Source organism: Dialister invisus DSM 15470 (assembly GCF_000160055.1).
Taxonomy (GTDB): Bacteria; Bacillota; Negativicutes; order Veillonellales; family Dialisteraceae; genus Dialister; species Dialister invisus.
Map to the genome: position 1 here is coordinate 46,195 of NZ_GG698602.1, position 22,390 is coordinate 68,584.

The window sequence follows — 22,390 nt, forward strand, 5'->3', positions numbered from 1 at the left end:
ATATGAGATATAGATTATGGCTTAGTATATTATCTGTGATATTTACGGTATCACTGACAGCTAATGTTTCAGCGGAAAAATGGGAATTACCTGATATTGGAAAGATGGAGGTGCCTCCGCATGTTCATTTTGAGGAAGGCGAGCAGTCTGCTTTACCTTTTTTACAGGATAAAGGGATAAAGCTGTATTTTACGCGGAAGGGAGCAGTAAGTGGAAGATATTATACGATGACTTATTCCAATCCCCCTGATTTTTCCTATGGCTGGGCAACCAGCCAAAAGCTGGGAGTTCCCTTTTTATTGGAGATAGGAGAAATCACACATAAAACAGATTCTATAGAGAAGCAGATGGATATCATTGCGGGGCATTTGAATAAGTGTATTATGGAAAGTGGTGCTGTTTATACAGGAAAAACACCTTTGGTGCGGATAAATGATAAGAAGAATCCTCGCTGGGAAGGATCGTTTGAGATAAGAATAAAAGAAAAAGATATCGTTTATCATGAAGCATATCAAGTTGTACTACAAAATGACGGTTATTTCATTTCCTTAGGAATTATCAATTCTGACGCGGAGCAATTTGAATTAACCAGTTCTTTACGGGAGATGATGGGGAAAAGGAAAATTGTCAAGCAGAAGAAATTGCTTGATTTAAAAAAGTAGATTTTGGAATAAAAATTTGTAATAAAAAGTGGCAAATTGACAAGGCATGTTTTGATAAGTAATATAAAGAGGTAGTAATTCATTATGTAAGAATTTGACAGGAGGAGTTTTACATGGCAAAGGTAGCAATCGTATATTGGTCCGGCTCCGGAAATACAGAAGCTATGGCACAAGCAATTGAAAATGCAGCAAAGGATGCGGGTGCAGAAACCACATTGAGCTTTGTAAGTGATACTACTGCATCTGATGTGGCAGCTTTTGATCGTATTATTCTTGGCTGCCCGGCGATGGGGAATGAAGAGTTGGAAGAATATGAATTTGAACCATTTTTTGCTGAACTGTTGCCACAGCTCAAAGGTAAAATAGTTGGTATTTTTGGTTCTTATGCGTGGAATCAGGGCGATTGGATTGTGACGTGGAAGCAGCGTTTGAATGATGCAGGTGTTGAACTTATATCCGAACCGGTTAAGGCTTACAGCTATCCTGATGATGAAGCACTGGCTGCTTGTGCCGCTTTAGGAAAAGCGGTGGCGAATGCGTAATTAAATCGTATTGAAGAGGCGTCTTAAGAGAGGCGCTTCTTTTTTACATAGGGGGACTTATGGGAAGTAAAGTTGCAATTATTTATTTTTCAGCAACAGGGAATACAGAAGCGATGGCAGAGGCCGTGGCCGTGGGAGCTCGTAATACGGGAGCTGAAGTTTTACTTGCTCCCGTTTCAGATGTAGATCCTATTGAAATTGGTAATACCTGTCATCACATTATCTTAGGGTGTTCAGCTTGGGGAGTCGAAGTGATTGAGGAGATGGAAATGAAGCCATTTTGTGAGAAGTTGAAACCTTATTTAAAAGGGAAAGAAATGGGGGTTTTCGGCTCTTGTGGCTGGAGCCGCGGCGCATGGCTGAATTCCTGGTATAATGAGCTTCATTTCGCAGGGGCGCATTTTGCTGCCAAACCGGTTTTAGCTTATGGATATCCTGATGAAGAGGCTCAGAAGAATTGTGAAGCTCTTGGGGCAGCGGTTGCTAAAGCATAATGACTGTATTGTATAAAAGATGATAATTACTAAAGGTGGGATTTGAATGGAATGGAATAATAAAATTTCTGAAAATGTACAGGCAGTTCCTTTTTCTGGAATTCGTAAATTTTTTGATCTGGCAAGCACAATGAAAGATGTTATTTCTTTAGGTGTGGGAGAACCAGATTATGCGGCACCTGATAGAGTTATTGACGCATGCATTGAAAGTCTGAAAAACAAAGAAACTTCTTATACCTCAAATTGGGGTCTTTTGGAACTTCGCGAGGAAATCAGCGGCCTTTTTAAAAAGCGTTATGGATTGGAATATGATCCAATGAATGAAATTATGATTACCGTTGGTGTATCGGAAGCTATTACTGTTGTCATGCAGACGATCCTGAATCAGGGAGATCAGGTTTTAATGCCTGACCCTGCCTATCTCGCGTATCCTGCATGCGTAAGATTGGTTGGAGGGACACCTGTTCTTGTACCGACATTTTCTGATGATGAATTCAGATTAAGAGTGGATAAGTTGGAGGAAAAACTGACGACCAAGACGAAAGCGTTACTGATCGGTTATCCAAACAATCCAACGGGGACGGTAATGGATCAGGCAGCTCTTGAAGAAATTGCGGCATTTGCCCAGAGGCATGACTTGATCGTAATTTCAGATGAAATTTATTGTGACCTGACTTATGAGGGGAAACATACCTGTTTTGCTTCCATCCCCGGTATGAAGGAACGCACTCTTGTCATGAATGGGTTTTCAAAATCTTATGCGATGACAGGATTACGTATTGGCTATATTTGCGGACCGAAAGAAGTCATGCAGTCTTTGTACAAGGTTCACCAGTATGAGATTTTATGTGCTGCATCTACCAGTCAGTATGGAGCAATCGCTGCGCTGAGGAAATGTGATGAAGATGTAAAAGTGATGTTCGATGAATATAAGATTCGCAGAAAGATAGTGTATGATGCTCTCGCGAAAATGGGGCTTAAAGTATTTAAGCCGAAAGGGGCCTTCTATATTTTTCCGGATATCAGCTGTACTGGAATGAACGATGAAGAGTTTTGTGATAGGCTGCTGATGGAAGAAAAAGTGGGAGTGGTTCCTGGTACTTGTTTTGGGCTGCAGGGGAAAAATCATATTCGTATTTCCTATGCGGCAAGTCGAGAAAATTTGACAGAGGCGATGAAACGCATGGCACATTTTGTGACAAAATATAAAAAATAAAGTGTTGGTAAAAGAGGGGGGACGTGATTGTGCCTCCCTTTTTATTTTGTTTCTTGACAGAATAGTGATGCGAACTTCATAATAAAAAATATGTAAAATTATTGGACAGGAGAGATCTGATGAGGTATGAATCTTTGCAGAAAATGACTGTGATAACAGGGCTGCTCGTATTTTCCTTGGGAATATGTTCTTATGCGGAAGATAAGGTATCCATGATGAAAGAAGCCTCTCTGCCGAAAGAAAAAGCTTCCGAAGTAAAATCGGGAAACGTATCAGATGATAAGGAACGAGTATCTTTAATGGCGGTGGATGGGCATCCGTTAGATGATGATGACTTTATACTCAGTAATGTTAAAATGGGAGATGAACCGGAGCGTATATTTCGTCTTAATGGAGTTCCTGACATGGTTTCCCATGGAACTATTAGTGATGAATATCATTGGAAGAATGCAGGGCTTACTGTAGTAGTGAATAGGAAATTACCTTATGCTTATGTGCAACGAAAAGATGTACAGCTGAAAAAAGGGGAGGGATTTTCCGGGGTCTCGCGTCTTTATATAGATGGCAAAGCAGCGATCACCAAAAGAGGTATCACGGTGGGGTCCTTGAGGGAAAATGTTTTGCGGGCATATGGTGCACCTGAAGAGGTCTTATGGGATGGTACAGACAAATCATTTTATTTTATTTACAAAGCAGGGCAAAAAAAGATTAAGTTCATCATAAAGGGAAATAAGGTAAAGGCATTTCAGTTTTCTGTTGAGGATTCGGGAAGAGCTGCCGGGAGTTTCCAGTCATTGACGCAAAAGATGAGGAAAGACGGACTACTTCCGGATAAAGACTTTGGGATCGCCGGGTTTAAACTGGATACGAAATTTAGGGCTCATTCGTGGGATACATGGCAAAGGAAAATGTCTAATCCCAAAGAAGATGTGTGGTATTTTTCCGGATATGCTGTTCGCGCTACGGCGAGATCGGGAATAGTACAGGGGTTGTTCCTGACGGATTCTGATATGGTGACCACTCGAGGCATAACCTTGGGAGATGATTTAGAAACGGCAGAGTTAATTTATGGGGCGCCGTATAAGGTAGAAATGGATACCTCGTCAGGGCATCTGAGAACTTCCTACATATATTTTTCGAAGGATAAAAGAAATATATTGATCTTATTTCTTACAAAACAAAAGATAGATGGAATCGTTTCTGCAAAGAATCCACAGTTTAGTGAAAAGAAATAGATTGCAAGTAGATTTTGTATGGTTATTGTGAAGAGGTTATATAAGTGTACGAGTATTTTTGTGCGTTAATTATTGGGATTGTTGAAGGTTTAACAGAGTATATTCCTGTGTCGAGTACGGGACATATGATCATCGTTGGGAATATGATTAACTTCACAGGTGAGCTGGCCAATGTTTTCGATGTATTTATCCAGCTTGGCGCCATTTTATCCGTAGTTGTCGTATACCGACAGAAGTTTCTTTATATACTGGATACCCATCATTGGTTTAGAAAAAAAGGTCCATCTTTGATGAATCTGGGAATTGCCATGCTTCCCGCCTGTGTTTTAGGCTATCTGTGCCACGGTATGATTAAACAATATCTGTTTGGTCCCAAAACCGTTATCATCGGTCTTGTTATTGGAGGCCTTTTCATGATTTTTGCGGAAAAGAAGAGAAAATACTTTTTGGTTGAAAATATAGATCAGATTACTTCACAACAGGCATTTAAAATAGGCCTTTTTCAATGTCTTTCTCTGTGGCCGGGGTTTTCCAGAAGCGGAAGCACTATTGCCGGAAGTCTTTTAGTTGGCGTATCAAGAAAAGCGGCTGCCGATTTTTCCTTTATTATGGCAGTTCCGTTGATGTGCATTGCATGCCTGTATGATTTGATAAAGGTGGCAAAATATTTATCTATGGGTGACTTTGGCATTCTATCAGTGGGATTTATTACGTCTTTTGTTGTTGCATACGTTTCTATTCTTTGGTTTTTGAAGTTTTTGGCTACATCGACTTTGACAGGTTTTGCTTTCTATCGTTTTATTGTAGCGTTTGTTGCGCTAATTTACTTTTGGTGAAACTTGCCCGCTTGCTTTGAACATGTTATCATTAATCCCATAGCGGTAAGATTTTAGTTTGGAGAAAGTTCATGAGAGCATTTATTCGTATTCAGCATTCTGGAGACTTCTATGATCAGAATTGCTATTCTGTTTATCATGGATGCTCTAAATTGGATATTCCCATTGTTAGGTATAAAGCAATATATTCAGTGACGGATAATGCACCGACAGATTTGGTCGTTGGTGCTTTTTCGGATGTGAAGGTTGCGTTAGAGCGGTTAGGTGTAATTTTACTGCCGATTGATTATCCGGATGAATTATTACCTTTTACAGGAAGAAAAATTTGGAAATCGACACTATTTACGATTACCAGTCATCCCGATTATTGGCATGTGTTTGTAAAGCCGGTAGAAGATGTAAAACGTTTTCGCGGAACGATTTTAGATAAATCGGAAGATTTGATTAAATTAGGCGGCGGACTTGAAGATATTGAAGTATGGTGCAGTGAAAAGGTAAATTTCCTTGCTGAATGGCGCATTTGGATTTTAGATGGGAAAATTATAGGTATAAATCCGTATAGAGGCAGATGGGATTTATATCCTGATCCTAAAGTGCTTCAACAAGCTGTCAATGCTTATCATTCCGCGCCTCGTGCATATGCTCTTGATTTTGGGATTACGGATAAAAGAGAAACTCTTTTAGTAGAAGTAAGTGATGCATATGCTTTGAGCAGTTTTGGCCTCGATTCCGTTTTATATACTAAAATATTAATAACTCGTTGGCAGGAACTGACATCTACAATTAAAATTTCTGTTGAATAAAGGATGCTTGATTTTACGGAAAGGAGAAACGCTGACAAATATTTCCTTGTCAGTTTTTTTGTCTACTTTCTGCTTTTTATAGATAAGGAGGAACTGTGAGAAAATTTAATAATGAGTTCCTTCAGCGGGTAAAAGACAGCACAAATCTTATTGATGTAATACGTGCTTACGGAATTGATGTAAAAAAGAAGGGAAGTAGATATTGGGCATGCTGCCCCTTCCACCATGAGAAAACGCCCTCCTTTTCTATTTCACCTGAAGATGGATTTTATTATTGTTTCGGTTGCCATGAATCAGGTGATTCCATTAAATTCATAGAGAAAATGGATCAAATTACATTTCCTGATGCTGTAGAACGTTTAGCCGAAATGGGGCATGTGGAATTGCCGCCGGATGAAATATCCGAAGAAGATAAAAGAGAAGCAGCACTGGTTCATAAGTTGTATGAAGTAACTGAACTTGCGGGAAATTATTTTCATAACTGCCTGTTGCGGACAAATATAGGAAAAGACGGGCTGGCTTATTTTAAAAAGAGACATTTAGATGATAAAACCATCGAAACATTTAAGCTGGGTTTTGCTCCACCCGAATGGGAACGGCTTTATTGCGATTTTACCAAAAGGAAACACATAAGTCCGGATATTTTACTTCAAGCGGGGCTGGTGGGCCATAAGAACGGAAAATATTATGATACTTTTCGCAATAGATGCATGTTTCCTATTATGGACTTAAAAGGAAGGATTGTTGCATTCGGCGGCAGAATTATGCACAGTGAAGAAAGTGCTGCCAAATATTTAAATTCTCCGGAGACGGTTATATTTAATAAACGCAGGTTGTTATTTCCCATCTATCAGGCACTTCCTGAAATTCGGCGGAAGCGTCAGGCAATTATGGTGGAAGGTTATATGGATGCCATTTCTTTACATGCTCATGGAATTAAAAATGTGGTTGCATCATTGGGAACAGCCTTTACTGTTGAGCAGGCAAGGCTCTTAAAAAAGTATGCTGATGAAGTTATTTTCAGCTATGACATGGATGCTGCCGGACAGAATGCGACACGTCGTGCGCTTGAGATAGCCGGTTCAGTAGGGCTAAAATTAAGAGTAGCACTGCTTGGGGAAGGAAAGGATCCTGATGAATTTGTAAATCTTCATGGCGGAGATGAATACCTAGAAGTTATTGATCAGGCAGTACCTGCTCTTGACTACTTATTTCAGGCTTTGCGGACTCAATATGATGGTGCCACTTTAGAAGGGCAGCAAAAAATTTTAAATGAAATGTTTGCAGTTCTTACAGTACAGGATAATACATATCAATTCAATTCGTTTATCAGGAAGATGGCACGTACGCTTCATATGGATGAAGGCCTTATACGCAGTGAGGCAATTCGGTATACGAAGAAAAATAATTCCCATGTATATATATCACCCAATGTATATGGCGAGGAAAGAACTGGTACCGTCAGCTCCAATGATGGGCGTCAGCGAAGGCTGGAACAGGAACTGTTGAAGTACTGTTTAGTTTCACATATATTGCCGGAAGGCTTTGATAGTTTGGAGAAGTATTCCTTTGCCGATGAATTTATTGGAAGATTATATGACGTATTGAAGCAGGCGGGCAAAGGAAATATTACTGTAGAGTATGCAGAGGCACGGTTGGAACGATCTGATCTGGAACAGTTGGCACAGCTGATGATGACAGATTATCATGGTGTGGCAGAACCATATGAAGAGTATATCCGCCCTATGCGTAAAATTTATCTGCAGAACGAGTATAAATTTCATACACAGCGGGCGGCGGAATTAATGGAGAGTGATCCGCAAAAGGCAAAAGAAGAGCAGTTAACCTGTATTCGATTAAGTGAGGAAATTCGATTGATCGGCGGGTGAAAATGCAGTATGAAATTTATGATAAAGGGGGGGCTTATGAAGAAGAAAAGGCAAAATTTAGAGCTTTGGATGGGAGAACTGAGAGATAAGGTAAGGAAAGATGGGACAATTTCAAATAAAGATATCATGCTTTTCTTTACCGAAAAGAATCTGGGACAGGATGATCTTTCAGCGGTATATGAGCTGCTTCATGAAAGCAATATCGACATCAATTTCGATGAAGATGCATCCGATGAGGACCTGGAAATTTTAGAAGATGAAGAAACAGATGATGAAAAGGATATTGTCGAAATTTCTGATGTCATGAATACTTCTGATTCTATAAATATAGATGATCCGGTAAAGATGTATTTGAAAGAGATTGGAGCTATTAAGCTCCTTACAGGATCACAGGAAATAGAGCTTGCCAAGTTAGTGGAAAAAGGAAGCTTTGATGATGCAACTGGTCGGGATAAGATGGCTGCTGATGAGGCGAAAAAAGCGCTTTCTGATGCGAATTTAAGACTTGTTGTTTCTATTGCAAAAAAATATCTTGGCAGAGGACTGCAGTTCTTAGATTTAATTCAGGAGGGGAATTTGGGGCTCCTCAAAGCTGTAGATAAATTTGATTACACCAAAGGTTTTAAATTCAGTACATATGCAACATGGTGGATAAGGCAGGCAATTACGCGGGCTATTGCGGATCAGGCGCGTACGATCCGCGTACCTGTCCATATGGTGGAGACTATCAATAAGTTAAATCGTATTTCTCGTCAGCTGCTTCAGGAGAAAGGCCGGGAGGCTACCAACGAAGAGTTGGCAAAAGCCATGGGAGTAAGTGTTGCGAAAATTCGGGAAGTAAAAAAAATTGCCCAGGATCCCATTTCGCTGGAAACACCAATTGGAGAAAAAGAGGACTCCCATTTAGGCGACTTTATTGAAGATCATGAGGCAATTGCTCCCGATGATGCGGCGGGTTCCATTTTACTTCGGGAACAGATTGATGAACTGCTGCGAGAATTGACAGATCGTGAACGACAGGTACTTGAACTCCGATTTGGATTAAAAGATGGAAGGCCACGAACTTTGGAAGAAGTAGGAAAATATTTTGATGTAACCCGGGAGCGTATCAGGCAAATTGAGGGGAAAGCATTAACAAAACTGAAGAAGTCTGCAAAATCATTGGCCAATGTATAGAAGTATTGACGGTATTCCTATTTGCTGATAAAATATCATGTATTGGTGAAGGGGGCCTATAGCTCAGTTGGTCAGAGCCGGCGGCTCATAACCGCCTGGTCCCAGGTTCGAGTCCTGGTGGGCCCACCAATAGATATTTAAGGTTGAGCTCAATGCTTGGCCTTTTTTGTTACAGAAAAGGAATTGGAATGAAACTTACACCTCGTCTGCGGGCTGTAGCGGGATTGGTTCCATGTGGTTCGTGTATAGCTGATATAGGGACAGATCATGCGTATGTACCTATTTCTTTGATTCATAACGGAAGAATTAAATATGCTATAGCGGGAGATATACATGCAGGTCCTGCGCAGCGGGCTCGGGAACATATAAAGAGGGAAGGTCTTTCAACGAAGATTAAGGTGCGCGAAGGTGCCGGATTATCTATTTTGGAAGAGGATGAAGTAGATGGTGCGGTGATCGCAGGGATGGGCGGATTTATGATTCGTGATATTTTAAAGCAGGAATATGTTATTGCTGAAAGTATTAAGTGGTTTATCCTGCAGCCACAAAACCATACATCCGATTTATATATTTGGCTGCAGCAAAATGGATATAAAATTGAACAGGAAGTTCTTGCTGAAGAAGGAACGCAGCTTTATGAGATCCTTTATGTGACACATGGGCATATGGACCCTTTTTCAGAGATAGAAGCTGAAATAGGAGTTACTGAGAGCCGATATAAAGATAAACTCTTTGTTAAACATTTGAAAAAACTTATCAATCAAAGAAAAATGATATTGAATGGCATTGATATTGAGAGTGCAAATGTCGTAAATACGGCAAAGTACCAAAAGGCATTAACGGATGAGGCTATTCTGGAGGAGATATTATGGAGATTTATGTAAAAGATATTATGCAATTGATGGAAGATTGGGCACCCTCCTCATTGGCGGAATCATGGGATCATCCCGGTCTTCAGGTGGGAAATCCGAATCAGCCTGTACATAAAATTCTGGTAGCTTTGGATATGACCGAACTGAATATATCCTATGCAATTGATCATGGAGTGGATATGGTCATATCGCATCACCCATTTTTATTTAAACCTATTCATGACATAGACCTTTCCACTTGTAAAGGACGAATGATTGAAAACTTGATCAGACATCGGATCACTTCTTTTGCAGCACATACCAATTTAGATTCAGCAGTACAAGGCGTAAATGATGCATTGGCTGAAAAATTGGGATTACAGGAATGCAAGGGATTTGTTCCGGTAATGACGTATTCATCTTATAAGTTCACTTTATACATAACTGCTGCGCATGCTAAATTATTGAAGAAGAAATTAGATAGTTTAAGAGGGAAAGATATTGAGAGCTACTATGTTGTTGATGATGCAGATGATTTTACAGAAAATATACGAGTCGAATTCCGCGTGCCCGGTCAGTTGGTAAAACAGGTGAAAGATATGATTTCATCTTTAGATAAATCAGCTAAATATGATGTATATAAGCTTGTAAATCATGGTTATAAGGAAACCATGGGGCGTATCGGAAAGTTTCCGTTCCCTATGTCGGTAGAGGAAGCGCTCTCTTATATAAAGAATAAATTGGAGATTCCTGTATTGCGGTATGCCGGTAATAGGGATCGTTTGGTAGAAAAAATAGCTATCCTTGGCGGGGCAGGTGCCGAGTTTGCAGGGGTGGCAAAATCAATGGGGGCAGATCTGTATTTGACGGGGGATTTAAAATACCATGAGGCACAAGATGCGGCGATGAATGGATTAGTTATCGCTGATGGCGGGCATTTTTATACGGAACGTGTGATTATTCCGTACTTAGCAAAACGTTTGCGTGATGAATTTAAAACCCGTGGTTGGAATGTTGGAGTTTTAGAAGATGTTAGGGCAAAAGATATATTTCATTGTGTATAAAAGTTGAAATAAGATATACAGGATGGTATACTGTTACTTGCGAGCAGGAAAGATGATTGCGGGCCGAAAGGCGTGAGGAAAGTCCGAGCTTCGCAGGGCGAGATGCCGGATAACATCCGGCGGGGGCGACCCTAGGGACAGTGCCATAGAAAAGAAAACCGCCGTGAATAACGGTAAGGGTGGAAAGGTGCGGTAAGAGCGCACCAGCAGGCGGGAGACCGTTTGGCTTGGTAAACCCCATCTGAAGCAAGACCGAATAGGGAAGGAATGACGTTGCCCGCTGACCTTCCGGGTTGAGTCGCTTGACCGATAAAGTAATTTACTCGGCTAGACAGATAATCATCACCATGAAAATGGTACAGAACTCGGCTTATTGATTGCTCGCAAAAAAAATAAAGGATCGCTTTTAGCGGTCCTTTTGTATTACAAAAAAATATGACAATTTGACAATGTACTTTGAGGGTAATAAATTGTGTTATTCGTAATGAGATTTGTATTCAATCAATTATTTTTCATTGGAAAGAGATACTACTTTATTAAAGTTATTCAAAATTGTTTGTGATGGTTTTTCATCCATAAGGCTGATTAAAATGATAGAGATTGTAGAAAAGAGAAATCCTGGGATTAATTCATAAAGACCAAACCAGTTAAACTGTTTCCAAATGAGGACGGTGATGCCGCCAACAATGATGCCGGCATAAGTTCCTTTTAAAGTCATACGTCTCCAGTAAAGTGAAAGGAGAACGACTGGTCCGAAGCAGGCGCCAAATCCTGCCCATGCATAAGATACTATGGAGAAAATATAACTGTTCGGGTCGGACGCAAGATAGATTGAACATAGGGAGATTAACAAAACCGTAACACGGCTTATAATAATAAGCTCTTTCTCAGAAGCATTTTTATGGAAGAAGGGCTGATATAAGTCTCTTGCTACAGCAGAAGCCGTTACGAGAAGCTGAGAAGAGGCGGTACTCATAATTGCTGCCAGTACGGCCGACCATATAAGTCCCGTGATGAACGGAGGGGAAAGTGTTTCCGCCATAATGATGAATACACGTTCAGCATTGGCATTTTCGAGAGGCATAGGCAGGTAGGCTTTTCCTACGATACCAATAGCAACAGCGAAAGTCAGGGACAAAAGAACCCAGGACACCGCGATTTGCGTAGACTTTTTTAATTCTTTCGGATTGCTGATTGCCATAAAGCGGACTAGGATATGGGGCTGCCCAAAATAACCGAGTCCCCAGCCCAATGAGGAAAGAATCATGATAATAAGGGACATTCCTCCCAGTGATTCAGGGAAAAAGGAGAAAAAGTCTTTCCCTTCTCCCGCGAGAGAAGCCATTGTCGGTGCTGGCCCGCCTAATACGATCGTTGCGGCAATAGGGATATATATGACGGTGAAGAACATCATCGTTCCCTGAATGAAATCTGTCATGCTGACAGCGGAGAATCCACCTAAAAAGGTATAAAATACGACAACAAACGCTCCAATAAGAAGTGCGGTAAAATAGGGCAGCCCCAAAATTGTATTAAAAAGTTTCCCTGCAGAAACGAATCCGGAAGACGTATAAATAATAAAAAATAATATAATAAAAAGCGCGCAAATAAAGCGAAGTCCGCTTTTGTGATCTTCAAAACGGTTGGAAAGGTAGTCGGGAATTGTTAGGCTATTATTGGCTACTTCTGTATAATGGCGGAGTCGTTTAGAAGTCAGTACCCAGTTTGCCCAAGTGCCTACTATTAGTCCAAATCCGGTCCAAAATGCGGAAAGTCCATTCAAATAGGCAAAACCAGGAAGTCCCATAAGCATCCATCCGCTCATGTCAGAGGCTTCAGCACTCATGGATGTCACCCACGGGCCGAGTTTGCGGTCACCTAAAATAAATTGAGATAATTTCTTTTGTCGGCGTGAGTAATAAATGCCAATCCCCATCATGGCGGCTAAATAGAGCATGAATGCCGCCAAAATTCCCATATTGTTCTGCAAATTCATATACAGAAGCCCCCTTCTATTCTGCAGTTATAGCTTATATCTATTATATTGTTTATTCATGATACTGGATAAGAAAAATAATGTAAAGTATCAATTACCTTATAACAGGTGAATGATAGAAATCCAATCTGCCAGTTCTGTATGATTTATTTTTCATGCAATAGGATTGGATATCGGTTGCCCGCAAATCGATGTTAAAAGACTCTAAGGCCTTTTCTTCTTGAAAAGTACGCAGAGCTTTTGCTGCGCCTGTGATTACAGGGAGATTTGATTTGTTGAGGATAAAACTTTTTGTGTTTCTCAAAGCAAGGAGCCTGGCATATTTGGGGAAAGAGGAATGAGAAAAGGGAGAAGGTACCAGTTCTGATGAAAGTAAAAGCGATGCTGCAATTCGTTTAAGACGGCTATAAAGGTAGCGCTTGCTTTTTATTGCCTCAAATACATCCGGAAGAGACGCCTGCTGGATTTCTTTGTACCATTTATTTTCTAACCCTTCAGAAAAGAGCCGGGAGTCTCTCAGTGACTCTTTTTTTGTTAGCCGCCCTAATAATAGACATGCGTCTTCGTAACGGGCGTAAGAGAGAATATGCCCTGTGTTCATAAGGGTATGGATTTCAGTTTGTATTTGTTCAGGAAGCAGAGGATAAGACTCGCCTGCTATAAAATGCTTTCTGGCAGTTGTGGCAGAGGCGGGATAATGCGTATTTCTTTCTATGACGATAAATGATAAAGGCAGGTTTTGCTTTAATGCGGCCTGTACATAAAGGAATCCAAGCAAATTATTGGGGCGTGTTAATTCTCGTGAGATTTCAGGATATCGGATTTCCATGGATTTGGTGACAGCAGAGGCGTAAGAAAGTCCCTTTCCTAAAAATTGGTGAAAATATAGATTGAAATCGGGCTGCAGGGACCATTGCGCAGCGTTATAAAGTGTATCCGAATTTAAGGATTCAGCGCCAAAAGCAATATGGGTACACCCCATATTGTGAAGCAGTGAAACCGATGAGGCAGCAAATTTGTCGGCGCTTTGCAATACACAAAGTACAGGAAGTTCGATTACGGCATCCACACCAAACATAAGAGCCCATTTTGCACGTGTCCATTTATCAAAAATAGCAGGTTCTCCACGCTGTACAAAAGAACCGCTCATCGCGGAAATTATAGGAGCGTCCGGAAATAAATTTTTAAGGCTCCGGAGCATATGGGCATGGCCGCTGTGGAAAGGGTTCCATTCAGCAGTAATTCCAATATACATGATGTACCTCCAATGTATTTATTGACTATTTTACCATAAGTATGTGGGATTTCCTGTAATCAGGGGAATGGCATATGCTATAATTATTTAATGAAATAATAAATCGGGATAATTTTATTTATAGAAAAGGAATAAATGGATATATATCATTTTGTTCAGAGGAATAGTTTAGGTTTTCTTATATGTTTTGTCCTGCTTTTGTCGGGGTGTAGCGGTAATAATGTGAGAGATAAGTTTGTCTTTGGGAAAAATAGAATTAGTTGCAATAATACAACTATTACAGTATTAACACCTTTTGAACTAATTGCAAATGGAAAACAGGCGGAAATCTCAGACAGAAATGCTGATAAAATAATGGCAGAAGGGCATAATCAACATATACGCATCTTTGTTATGGGGGATAAGAATACAATAAATGAGAGCATATCTGCTGCGGCAGAAAGTGCAGAAACCCTTTTGCGGAACAATAAGCGAGTTACTAATTTGAAGGTAGAAAAAGCCGACGATAAATTTAATAATGAAGACGCTAAAGTTTTGAGATTCTCTTATGTGGAAAAAGCAAGAGAGGAGAAGACTGCACTAACGGTTAATGAATATATTTTTTTACAGGATGAAGTTATTTGGCGTGTAATTTACCAATATCGGACAGAAGATCCGATTGGGAGAGAACTCTCCGCACAGCTGGCAGGGAGAATACAGATTGGGGCAGTATTTTAGGAAATGGGGGAAATGTGATGCGTTTCGGTGGACACGGATTATTTTCTTTGTTACTCTTTTTGGTATGCGGAGCTTTGATTGGTGGGATTATTGGGCAAGTGCTCAGCCAGGTCAGCTTATCCGGAATGATACCGTATTTGACGAAAACATATGAGATTTTTGATTTTAAGGATATTTATTTGAATTTAGCGGTCATAGATGTTCATTTTGGTATCCGATTTGCGCCCAATTTAATTAGTATTTTCGGGATACTTTTGGCAGCTTGGGTATATAAAAGATTTTAATGAATTTATTGTTATTACCCGGTCTATATTATGTTATTTTGGCCGATCAAAGGAGGGGCTATAAATGATGATTAAAGAAATGCGGAGCGAAGATAAACCGCGCGAAAGATTTGCCAAGGCTCCCGATACGGCTAGCATGGTAGATTTGGTTGCTATCCTGTTGCGAACCGGTCGCCATGGGTGTTCTGTTATGGATATGGCGCAGGAAGTGGTAGAGCAAATTCGGTTGTCCACGGATGTCAATGGATTTGATAATTTGGATTGGCGGGATTTAATCTCTGTGAAGGGTGTTGGACAAGATAAAGCGATTACCGTATGTGCAGCAGTAGAGTTAGGGCGAAGGCTGGCGCAGTTTCATAATAAGAAACAGTTGGAGAATTTTAGTTTCCCCGAAGCAGTGGCATCATATTTTATGGAAAAATTAAGACATGAAGATCAGGAACATTTCATTGTCTGCTTTTTAAATACCAAGAACAGATTGCTTGGATATAAAGAAATTTGTGTGGGAAGTTTGGATGCTGCGCCTGTGGATATAAAGGAGGCTATGAGATGGGCTCTTCGCTTTAAGGCCCACGGTATGATACTCGTACATAATCATCCGTCAGGATATCCGGAACCTTCAGATGCGGATATTAATTTAACGAGACAATTTAGAAGGGCTACTTCGTTTTTTGATATACGGTTATTAGATCATGTTATAATCGGTGATGGAGAATTTGCCAGTTTAAACAAAAATGGACTGGTATAGAAAACATAGTTTAAGAATTGTAATTAAAGGAGTGCATATTATGGCAGATAGGGAAAATGAAAAGAAATATTCCGCGGAGACGAAAGGGTATACGGATAAGATTTATGAAGTAAGGTTCATGCCGGTACTGGAAAGGAGTGAGTATCAAGCTGGACCGGAACGTGAGGGACTCATTAAGTTACAAGGAATTATGGAAGAAAAAGATTTCGAGAAATATATTAATAATGGATTAATCCGTATTACACAAGATGGCGATCGGCTTATGATGATCAGCAAGAGTGAAATGTATCGTTCCATGCTTATGGGGAAGTTTTGGAGTTCCATTTGCGAAGCTTTTGGTGTAGATGATTTTCGTGTGGTAAGCCAGACAAACGGATATTAATGATATTAATAATAAATATTAATAATGAGGGAGGGGTGCTTAGTCCCTTCCTTTTTTCATTTGTTCTTGACTTATATAAAATTTACATTAATCTATAATGATAGAAATTATGATATAAAAGGAAAATATTTGACTAGAATATATGTAAATGCTATTCTTTTTGTAATAAGTTTTATATACACTCTTTTATTAATTTGTGAATAAAGTGTATGGTTGCTAAAATGTGAATTGGGAGGATGTTATGTATTTTTTGCACTTATTTCATGCTGGCGGATTTATGATGTACCCGCTTTTACTTTGTTCGATTATAGTTGTGGCGATTTTTTTTGAAAGATATAGATACTATTCTTCCCATCGTTCTGATACAGAAAGGTTGTCAGCGGTGATGACTGACAGCTTGGACCGGGGAGATATAGAAGGATTAAAAGACGCTTTAAAAGCTGATGGTGGAATTCCGGCCGGGGTCCTTCTATCTGCAGTCAATGTATATGGAACTAAAGCACATCAGGCGACAATTATTGAAGGCGCTGCAGCACATGCGGCAGGTCTTTTGAAAAATTACCTGAATTATCTGGATGTTATTGTGACACTTTCCCCTTTAATGGGATTGCTTGGCACTGTTATCGGAATGATAGGTTCCTTTGATGTCTTGTCCACTGCGGATGGTCAGCCTTTTGCTATTACCGGTGGTGTTGCGGAAGCATTGGTGTGTACGGCAACGGGTTTATTCGTTGCCATTATAGCGTTAATTGCTTATACTTACTTATCCCAGCAAGTTAGCCACTATATTTCTTCTATAGAAAAATTATCTTCTGTTTATCTTGCAATAGCGGAAGGTAAAGAAAAATGAGATTACAACAACTGGATGTAGATAAAAAGCCTAAAATAATGATTATCCCCATGATTGATATCATATTTTTCTTACTTGTTTTCTTTATGATGAGTATGTTAACCATGGTGGTGCAAAAATCAATTAGTTTAAATTTACCGCAAACGGTGACTTCGAAATTGGATATAGAAAAGGCCTTACCGGTAGCGGTTACTTCAGATGGGCAGATTTACGTAGAGCAGGAAAAGATTCCCCGTGAAACGTTCCGCAGAAGAATGGAAATTGAAAAAAATAGAAATCCGAATTTGAGTATTGTTCTTCGGGCGGATACGAAATCAGAACATGGGGATTTCGTATTTGTTCTGGATCAATTGAAATCGGTGGGAATTAGTAAGATTGGTATTGCAACGGAAGCAAAATCACAGAGTAAGGAATAAGGGGGGCGGCGCTATGTTTACATCTAAATACAGATGGATGGCTGCCTTTGGAACATCTATTGCTTGTCACGTTGTAGTGTTTGTTGTGATTGGGGTGGTTGTGGCACTATTTCCTTCTGCTCCCGTTGATAAAGGACCTATTGAGGTAGATTTGGTTTCATTATCTGGCGGCGGCGGTGGCGGCGGCGGAAGTCCTGATGCAGATAATGGCCCTGCCATAGCGCCACCTTCAGCCGAACCGACAGAAGTTGCACCGCCTCCTCCGGCTCTGGCAGAAGATATGCCGGAAGATGCCATGAATGATGTTCATGAAATTGCTGATTCAGTAACAGAATCTAAAGAGGCTGCAACAAAAGACAATATGGGGAAGCAGGTTTCCGGAGAAGGGGAATCTTCAGGAAATCGTGGGTTTGGCAGCGGTACGGGTTCCGGAGGCGGTCATGGATCTGGACATGGCACCGGAACGGGGTCAGGTACGGGTTCCGGCAGCGGTACAGGTTCCGGTGGTGGAAATGGTTCAGGAGCAGGAACCGGTAATGGTGATGGAAATGATGGCATCACCATGGGTCCGCAAATATTAAGCGCACCATCTCCTTCTTATCCTGAGTCGGCTCGTGCGTCAAATGTAGAGGGAACGACGGTGGTCGGTCTTATCATCAGCGTTAATGGTAATGTGACAAGTGCCTGGGTTGAATCATCATCAGGAAACAGCATACTTGATCAAACTGCGGTGAATGCCGTTTACGGATGGCAATTTGTTCCTGCAAAGCAAAATGGAGTAGCTGTTGAAGCGCAATCACGAGTCCCAGTATCATTTACACTAAAGTGATTGTTATATATGGTTTTGGTAAGTGTAGGAACTAATCTGTGGAGATTTCATATTTTCACAGATTTTTTTTAAAATAGATGATAGAATAGGAATCGTATAGTATATTCTAAAATTTTTATGAGGAGGATAGTTATGTCAAAGGGGAAGTTATATGGAATCGGTGTGGGACCGGGAGATTCCAAACTTTTAACTGTAAAAGCGGTAGAAACGATTCGAAATGCGGATATGATTATTACACCAAAAACAGAAAAAAAAGAAGACTCTGTTGCCTATCATATTGCAACTCCCTATATTTCAAAAAAAGCGGAAATCTTACCTCTTGTGTTTCAAATGGTAACTGATATGGAAGTTGTATCGAAACAGTGGGAAGAAAATAGAAGAATTATTGAAGAAAAGTTAGATGAAGGAAAAAATCTGGTTTTTCTTACTTTAGGTGATCCGATGCTGTATAGTACATATATGTATATTTTCCGGGCATTAAAAAGAACAGAATATACTGTGGAAACGATTCCGGGGATTCCTGCTTTTTTAGGAATTGCTTCTTATATCGGAATGCCGGTGACCGAATGGGAAGAAAACGTACTGATCATTCCTGCAACTGCAGATCCTGAAAAAATTGACAGAGCACTTTCCGCTGCTGACAATGCGGTAATTATGAAGGTGTATAAGAAGTTTGCATTTATCCAGGAAGAACTGCGTAAGCATCACATGATAAAGAATGCGGTCATGGTATCACGCGCGGGTTTGCCTGATGAAATAATAGAGCGGGATCTGGATAGTTTGCCTTCAGATTATCGACCGAATTATTTAAGTACAATTATTGCCAAACGAGGGAACTGATATGACGGAGTTTATACGACCTCGGATTATCGTTGCAGGTACGAACAGCGGTGTCGGGAAGACAACGATAGTGACCGGCCTTTTATCATATTTTAATAGAGAGGGGTACAGAGTCCAGCCCTTTAAAGTGGGGCCTGACTATATAGATCCCGGGTTTCATGCGGAAGCGGCAGGACATAGCTCTTATAACCTGGATACATGGATGACACCTCCAGATAAGTTAAATGAGACCTTTATTGCTTTATCTAAAAATGCAGATATATCAATTATAGAAGGGGTTATGGGTCTCTATGATGGAGGGGAGGATGGAATCAGCAGTACTGCCGCCATTGCAAAACAGTTAAATGCGCCGGTCATATTGGTATTGGATTGTAAATCCGTTGGGTACAGTATCGCGGCTACAGCGTTAGGCTTCCGTGAATATGATAAGGGAGTAAATATCGTCGGGGTCATATTGAATCGCCTTGGTTCCGACCGCCATGAGGCGATGGTTCGAGAAGTTATGGGAAAAATTCATATGCCTGTATTTGGCGCGTTCCATCGGGATGATGCATTAAAAACGCCGGAACGCCATTTGGGACTGACACCTGTTACGGAAGTAGAAACACGAGTGTTAATTAAGCATATGGGGGAGGCTGTCAGTAGATGGGTAGATACGGATGCCTTCCTGAAAGCAGCGCAGCAGGCACCTTCTATGTTTGTAGACGTACGGAATGATTTTTCAGCTAAGAAACGGGTTTGTATTGCCGTGGCGAAAGATGAAGCGTTTTCTTTTTATTATCCGACAAGCTTAGAATATCTTGAAAAAAATGGAGCAAAAATTATTGAATTTAGTCCTCTTCGGGATAAAACTGTACCGGAAGCGGATGGCCTAATCTTTGGCGGCGGCTTTCCGGAGATGTTTCTGCAGCAATTAATGGGGAACATTTCCATGAAGGAGTCTATACGCCGGTGTGCTGAAAGAGGAATGCCGATTTATGCGGAATGCGGCGGATTGATGTATCTTTGCAAGGCTATACAGGGATTTAATGGAGAATGTTATGAAATGGCGGGAATTGTGCCGGCTGTTTGTAAAATGCAGAAGAGTCTTCAGCGCATTGGCTATGTGAAAGGGGAAACGCTTTTATCTAGTATTATTGCTGATGCGGGTGATACTCTGAAAGGGCATGAATTTCATTTTTCTACTTTAGAATACGGCGAAGGGTTTCCCTGGGCATATAATCTTCAGGGATCCCGACAAAAAGAGGGGCATTTGGAAGGATATAGCAATAAAAACATATTGGCATCATATCTGCACCTTTCTTTTGATGGGAATCCCAAAGCTGGAGAAAAGTTAATTGAATCCTGCGAGCGTTATCATTGTAGCAAGGAGGGAAAATGACAGAACAAAAGGGCTTGATCCTTATTAATACAGGAACGGGTAAAGGGAAAACCACAGCGGCGTTAGGTACTGCAATCCGTGCTTGGGGTAATGGACAAAAAGTTCTTATTTTACAATTTATTAAAGGTGCATGGAAATATGGTGAACTTAAAGCAATTGAAGCATTGGAAGCATGTAATGGAAATATAGAGATTCGACCTATGGGTGATGGCTTTGTGTTTCACAATCGCAAAGAGGATGAAGCTGCTTATCAGAATAAAAAAGAGTTGGCAGCCAGGGCTTGGGAAACTGTTGTTGATGAAGTAATGAGTGATAGGTGGGATTTGGTTGTTTTAGATGAGGTTAATTATGCGATTCATTTTGAGATGCTTGAACCGGAAAAACTTTTAAAACTTATTAAAGAACGGCCTCCGCGGTTAAATATGATTTTAACCGGGCGCTATGCCAGGCCGGAGATTATTGAAGCTGCTGATACGGTAACCGAAATGACTTTAATTAAACATGCTTTTCAAAATGGGATACATGCACGCAAAGGTATAGAATTTTAAATCGGCTGCAGCAAGATAAATTCCTTTACATAGATTAAAATGCATGATAAAATCTCTAAATAAATATAAAAGTAAATGAGGGATGCGGAATGGCACTCTATGTAAAAAAGTTTGGCGGATCATCTGTTGCGACAACAGAAAGAATGAAGAATATAGCATCGCGCATTCTTCGCGAAAAACATGATAATGATAAGATTGTTATAGTAGTTTCCGCCATGGGTGACAGTACGGATGATTTGCTGGCGTTAGCTGGTCAGGTTCCATCATTGAGACATGGCCGAGAGATGGATATGTTGCTGTCTACAGGAGAACAGGTCTCGATCTCTCTTTTGGCGATGACCTTCAAAAGCTTAGGAGCACCTGCAATATCTTTGACGGGGATGCAGGCAGGAGTTTTTTGTAGCGGGACACATGGCAAGGCGCTGATTGACGATATAAAACCGGAAAGAGTATTTTCTGAGTTAGAGAAAGGGAATATTGTCATTGTTGCAGGTTTCCAGGGGGTGTTGCCGAATGGAGATGTTGCCACTTTGGGGCGCGGTGGGAGCGATGCAACAGCAGTTGCCCTAGCCGGTGCAATGCATGCGGATGTGTGTGAAATTTTCACTGATGTAGATGGTGTTTATTCGGCGGATCCCAGATACTGTCCGCATGCTGTAAAAATGCAGGAAATCACGAATATAGAAATGCTGGAATTGGCACGTCTTGGCGCAGGCATTATGCAGCCGCGCAGTGTTGAATTAGGGATGCATTACCACATACCAATTCATGTCAGATCTACATTTACGGACGATGAAGGAACAATTATCCAGGAGGAATGCGTCATGGAAAGAAAACGCCAAATTATTAAAGGTGTTGCGCAAGATACACATACGGCCAGGATTTCTGTATTAAACGTGAAAAATGTTCCCGGTGTTGCGCATATGGTGTTTGAAGCTCTTGCTGATGAACATATTGATGTTGATATGATTGTACAAAGTGTGCAGCGGTCTAATGATGATCTGACCGACATTATTTTTACTATTACCGATACGGATTTAGAGGATGCGAGGCGTGTTCTTGGCGAATTGCAGTCGCAAGAGAAATTGACGACTATTATTTATGATGATAATATGGCGAAAGTATCTATTGTGGGTGCAGGCATGCTCGGTACGCCCGGGGTTGCTGCAAGAATGTTCGGCGCACTGGGAAGGGTCGGCGTTAATATCTTGATAGTTAGTACATCAGAAATTAGCGTATCCTGTCTGATTAACCGGGACGATGTGGCAAAAGCTATACAGGCTATCCATAAAGAGTTTTGGGGAAATAAAACGGCCTGATCGTTAGACTATTTAGAAAGCACAGGATAAAATTGCCTGCGCTTTTTCTATTAATGA

Annotated in this window: 24 protein-coding genes, 1 tRNA gene and 1 other RNA gene; 24 read left to right on the forward strand and 2 right to left on the reverse strand. The window is 40.7% G+C overall.

Annotated elements, in window-relative coordinates; genetic code table 11:
- Nucleotides 1-2: 2 nt before the first annotated feature.
- From GCWU000321_RS00195 to rnpB, 13 genes are all read left to right on the forward strand, one after another.
- Nucleotides 3-662, forward strand: a complete 660-nt coding sequence (locus GCWU000321_RS00195) for a hypothetical protein (protein ID WP_007069039.1) — start codon at nucleotides 3-5, stop codon at nucleotides 660-662.
- A 113-nt stretch (nucleotides 663-775) separates the two neighbouring features.
- Entirely contained in the window at nucleotides 776-1,204 is a 429-nt protein-coding gene (locus tag GCWU000321_RS00200; protein WP_007069040.1) for a flavodoxin, read from the forward strand.
- A 59-nt stretch (nucleotides 1,205-1,263) separates the two neighbouring features.
- Entirely contained in the window at nucleotides 1,264-1,698 is a 435-nt protein-coding gene (locus GCWU000321_RS00205; protein WP_007069041.1) for a flavodoxin domain-containing protein, read from the forward strand.
- 46 nt (nucleotides 1,699-1,744) lie between these two features.
- Nucleotides 1,745-2,914 carry a pyridoxal phosphate-dependent aminotransferase gene (locus GCWU000321_RS00210; protein ID WP_007069042.1) on the forward strand — a complete coding sequence of 390 codons (1,170 nt, stop codon included), beginning with the start codon at nucleotides 1,745-1,747 and terminating at the stop codon, nucleotides 2,912-2,914.
- 119 nt (nucleotides 2,915-3,033) lie between these two features.
- Nucleotides 3,034-4,149: a hypothetical protein gene (locus GCWU000321_RS00215; RefSeq protein ID WP_007069043.1), complete on the forward strand. Its 1,116-nt coding sequence runs from the start codon at nucleotides 3,034-3,036 to the stop codon at nucleotides 4,147-4,149.
- Between the two features lie 44 nt (nucleotides 4,150-4,193).
- Nucleotides 4,194-4,985, forward strand: coding sequence for an undecaprenyl-diphosphate phosphatase (locus tag GCWU000321_RS00220; protein WP_022027125.1), 792 nt, complete (start codon nucleotides 4,194-4,196; stop codon nucleotides 4,983-4,985).
- 71 nt (nucleotides 4,986-5,056) lie between these two features.
- Nucleotides 5,057-5,788 carry an ATP-grasp domain-containing protein gene (locus tag GCWU000321_RS00225; RefSeq protein WP_007069045.1) on the forward strand — a complete coding sequence of 244 codons (732 nt, stop codon included), beginning with the start codon at nucleotides 5,057-5,059 and terminating at the stop codon, nucleotides 5,786-5,788.
- A 95-nt stretch (nucleotides 5,789-5,883) separates the two neighbouring features.
- Nucleotides 5,884-7,677: a DNA primase gene (gene dnaG, locus GCWU000321_RS00230; RefSeq protein ID WP_007069046.1), complete on the forward strand. Its 1,794-nt coding sequence runs from the start codon at nucleotides 5,884-5,886 to the stop codon at nucleotides 7,675-7,677.
- A gap of 36 nt (nucleotides 7,678-7,713) precedes the next feature.
- On the forward strand, nucleotides 7,714-8,853 hold the full coding sequence (rpoD, locus tag GCWU000321_RS00235) for an RNA polymerase sigma factor RpoD (RefSeq protein WP_040381029.1): 1,140 nt from the start codon (nucleotides 7,714-7,716) through the stop codon (nucleotides 8,851-8,853).
- 52 nt (nucleotides 8,854-8,905) lie between these two features.
- Nucleotides 8,906-8,982, forward strand: a tRNA-Ile gene (locus tag GCWU000321_RS00240).
- Nucleotides 8,983-9,041: 59 nt separating this feature from the next.
- Nucleotides 9,042-9,737 (forward strand): tRNA (adenine(22)-N(1))-methyltransferase, encoded by a 696-nt coding sequence (locus tag GCWU000321_RS00245; protein WP_022027121.1) that lies wholly within the window; start codon nucleotides 9,042-9,044, stop codon nucleotides 9,735-9,737.
- A complete protein-coding gene (locus GCWU000321_RS00250) occupies nucleotides 9,722-10,768 on the forward strand; it encodes a Nif3-like dinuclear metal center hexameric protein (protein WP_007069049.1) in 1,047 nt (348 codons plus the stop codon). The genes GCWU000321_RS00245 and GCWU000321_RS00250 overlap by 16 nt, the downstream gene beginning before the upstream one ends.
- A gap of 40 nt (nucleotides 10,769-10,808) precedes the next feature.
- Nucleotides 10,809-11,156, forward strand: an RNA gene (gene rnpB / locus GCWU000321_RS09315) — RNase P RNA component class A.
- A 117-nt stretch (nucleotides 11,157-11,273) separates the two neighbouring features.
- On the opposite strand, the gene putP is transcribed toward rnpB, so the two are convergent.
- Both putP and GCWU000321_RS00260 read right to left on the reverse strand, forming a co-directional pair.
- Nucleotides 11,274-12,764: a sodium/proline symporter PutP gene (putP, locus tag GCWU000321_RS00255; protein WP_007069050.1), complete on the reverse strand. Its 1,491-nt coding sequence runs from the start codon at nucleotides 12,762-12,764 to the stop codon at nucleotides 11,274-11,276.
- 94 nt (nucleotides 12,765-12,858) lie between these two features.
- Nucleotides 12,859-14,019, reverse strand: a complete 1,161-nt coding sequence (locus tag GCWU000321_RS00260) for a tRNA(Met) cytidine acetate ligase (protein WP_007069051.1) — start codon at nucleotides 14,017-14,019, stop codon at nucleotides 12,859-12,861.
- Between the two features lie 135 nt (nucleotides 14,020-14,154).
- On the opposite strand from GCWU000321_RS00260, the gene GCWU000321_RS00265 reads away from it, so the two are divergent.
- The 11 genes from GCWU000321_RS00265 (at nucleotide 14,155) to GCWU000321_RS00315 (ending at nucleotide 22,333) form a co-directional block, all read left to right on the forward strand.
- On the forward strand, nucleotides 14,155-14,736 hold the full coding sequence (locus GCWU000321_RS00265) for a hypothetical protein (protein WP_007069052.1): 582 nt from the start codon (nucleotides 14,155-14,157) through the stop codon (nucleotides 14,734-14,736).
- 17 nt (nucleotides 14,737-14,753) lie between these two features.
- Nucleotides 14,754-15,020 (forward strand): DUF4321 domain-containing protein, encoded by a 267-nt coding sequence (locus tag GCWU000321_RS00270; RefSeq protein ID WP_007069053.1) that lies wholly within the window; start codon nucleotides 14,754-14,756, stop codon nucleotides 15,018-15,020.
- A 64-nt stretch (nucleotides 15,021-15,084) separates the two neighbouring features.
- On the forward strand, nucleotides 15,085-15,768 hold the full coding sequence (radC, locus tag GCWU000321_RS00275; protein WP_007069054.1) for a RadC family protein: 684 nt from the start codon (nucleotides 15,085-15,087) through the stop codon (nucleotides 15,766-15,768).
- 40 nt (nucleotides 15,769-15,808) lie between these two features.
- Nucleotides 15,809-16,150 carry a hypothetical protein gene (locus GCWU000321_RS00280; protein WP_022027115.1) on the forward strand — a complete coding sequence of 114 codons (342 nt, stop codon included), beginning with the start codon at nucleotides 15,809-15,811 and terminating at the stop codon, nucleotides 16,148-16,150.
- A gap of 223 nt (nucleotides 16,151-16,373) precedes the next feature.
- Nucleotides 16,374-17,000, forward strand: a complete 627-nt coding sequence (locus tag GCWU000321_RS00285) for a MotA/TolQ/ExbB proton channel family protein (protein ID WP_007069056.1) — start codon at nucleotides 16,374-16,376, stop codon at nucleotides 16,998-17,000.
- Complete coding sequence (locus GCWU000321_RS00290) at nucleotides 16,997-17,416, forward strand: ExbD/TolR family protein (RefSeq protein ID WP_007069057.1); 420 nt, start codon at nucleotides 16,997-16,999, stop codon at nucleotides 17,414-17,416. Before GCWU000321_RS00285 ends, GCWU000321_RS00290 begins: the two co-directional genes overlap by 4 nt.
- 13 nt (nucleotides 17,417-17,429) lie before the next feature.
- Nucleotides 17,430-18,245, forward strand: a complete 816-nt coding sequence (locus GCWU000321_RS00295) for an energy transducer TonB (RefSeq protein WP_156777718.1) — start codon at nucleotides 17,430-17,432, stop codon at nucleotides 18,243-18,245.
- A 132-nt stretch (nucleotides 18,246-18,377) separates the two neighbouring features.
- The gene (cobI, locus tag GCWU000321_RS00300; protein ID WP_040381032.1) at nucleotides 18,378-19,085 is read left to right on the forward strand and encodes a precorrin-2 C(20)-methyltransferase; all 708 of its coding nucleotides are present in this window, start codon (nucleotides 18,378-18,380) and stop codon (nucleotides 19,083-19,085) included.
- A 1-nt stretch (nucleotide 19,086) separates the two neighbouring features.
- Nucleotides 19,087-20,466, forward strand: a complete 1,380-nt coding sequence (locus tag GCWU000321_RS00305; RefSeq protein ID WP_007069060.1) for a cobyrinic acid a,c-diamide synthase CobB — start codon at nucleotides 19,087-19,089, stop codon at nucleotides 20,464-20,466.
- Complete coding sequence (gene cobO / locus GCWU000321_RS00310; protein ID WP_007069061.1) at nucleotides 20,463-21,014, forward strand: cob(I)yrinic acid a,c-diamide adenosyltransferase; 552 nt, start codon at nucleotides 20,463-20,465, stop codon at nucleotides 21,012-21,014. Before GCWU000321_RS00305 ends, cobO begins: the two co-directional genes overlap by 4 nt.
- An 89-nt stretch (nucleotides 21,015-21,103) precedes the next feature.
- A complete protein-coding gene (locus GCWU000321_RS00315) occupies nucleotides 21,104-22,333 on the forward strand; it encodes an aspartate kinase (protein WP_007069062.1) in 1,230 nt (409 codons plus the stop codon).
- Nucleotides 22,334-22,390: the final 57 nt, after the last annotated feature.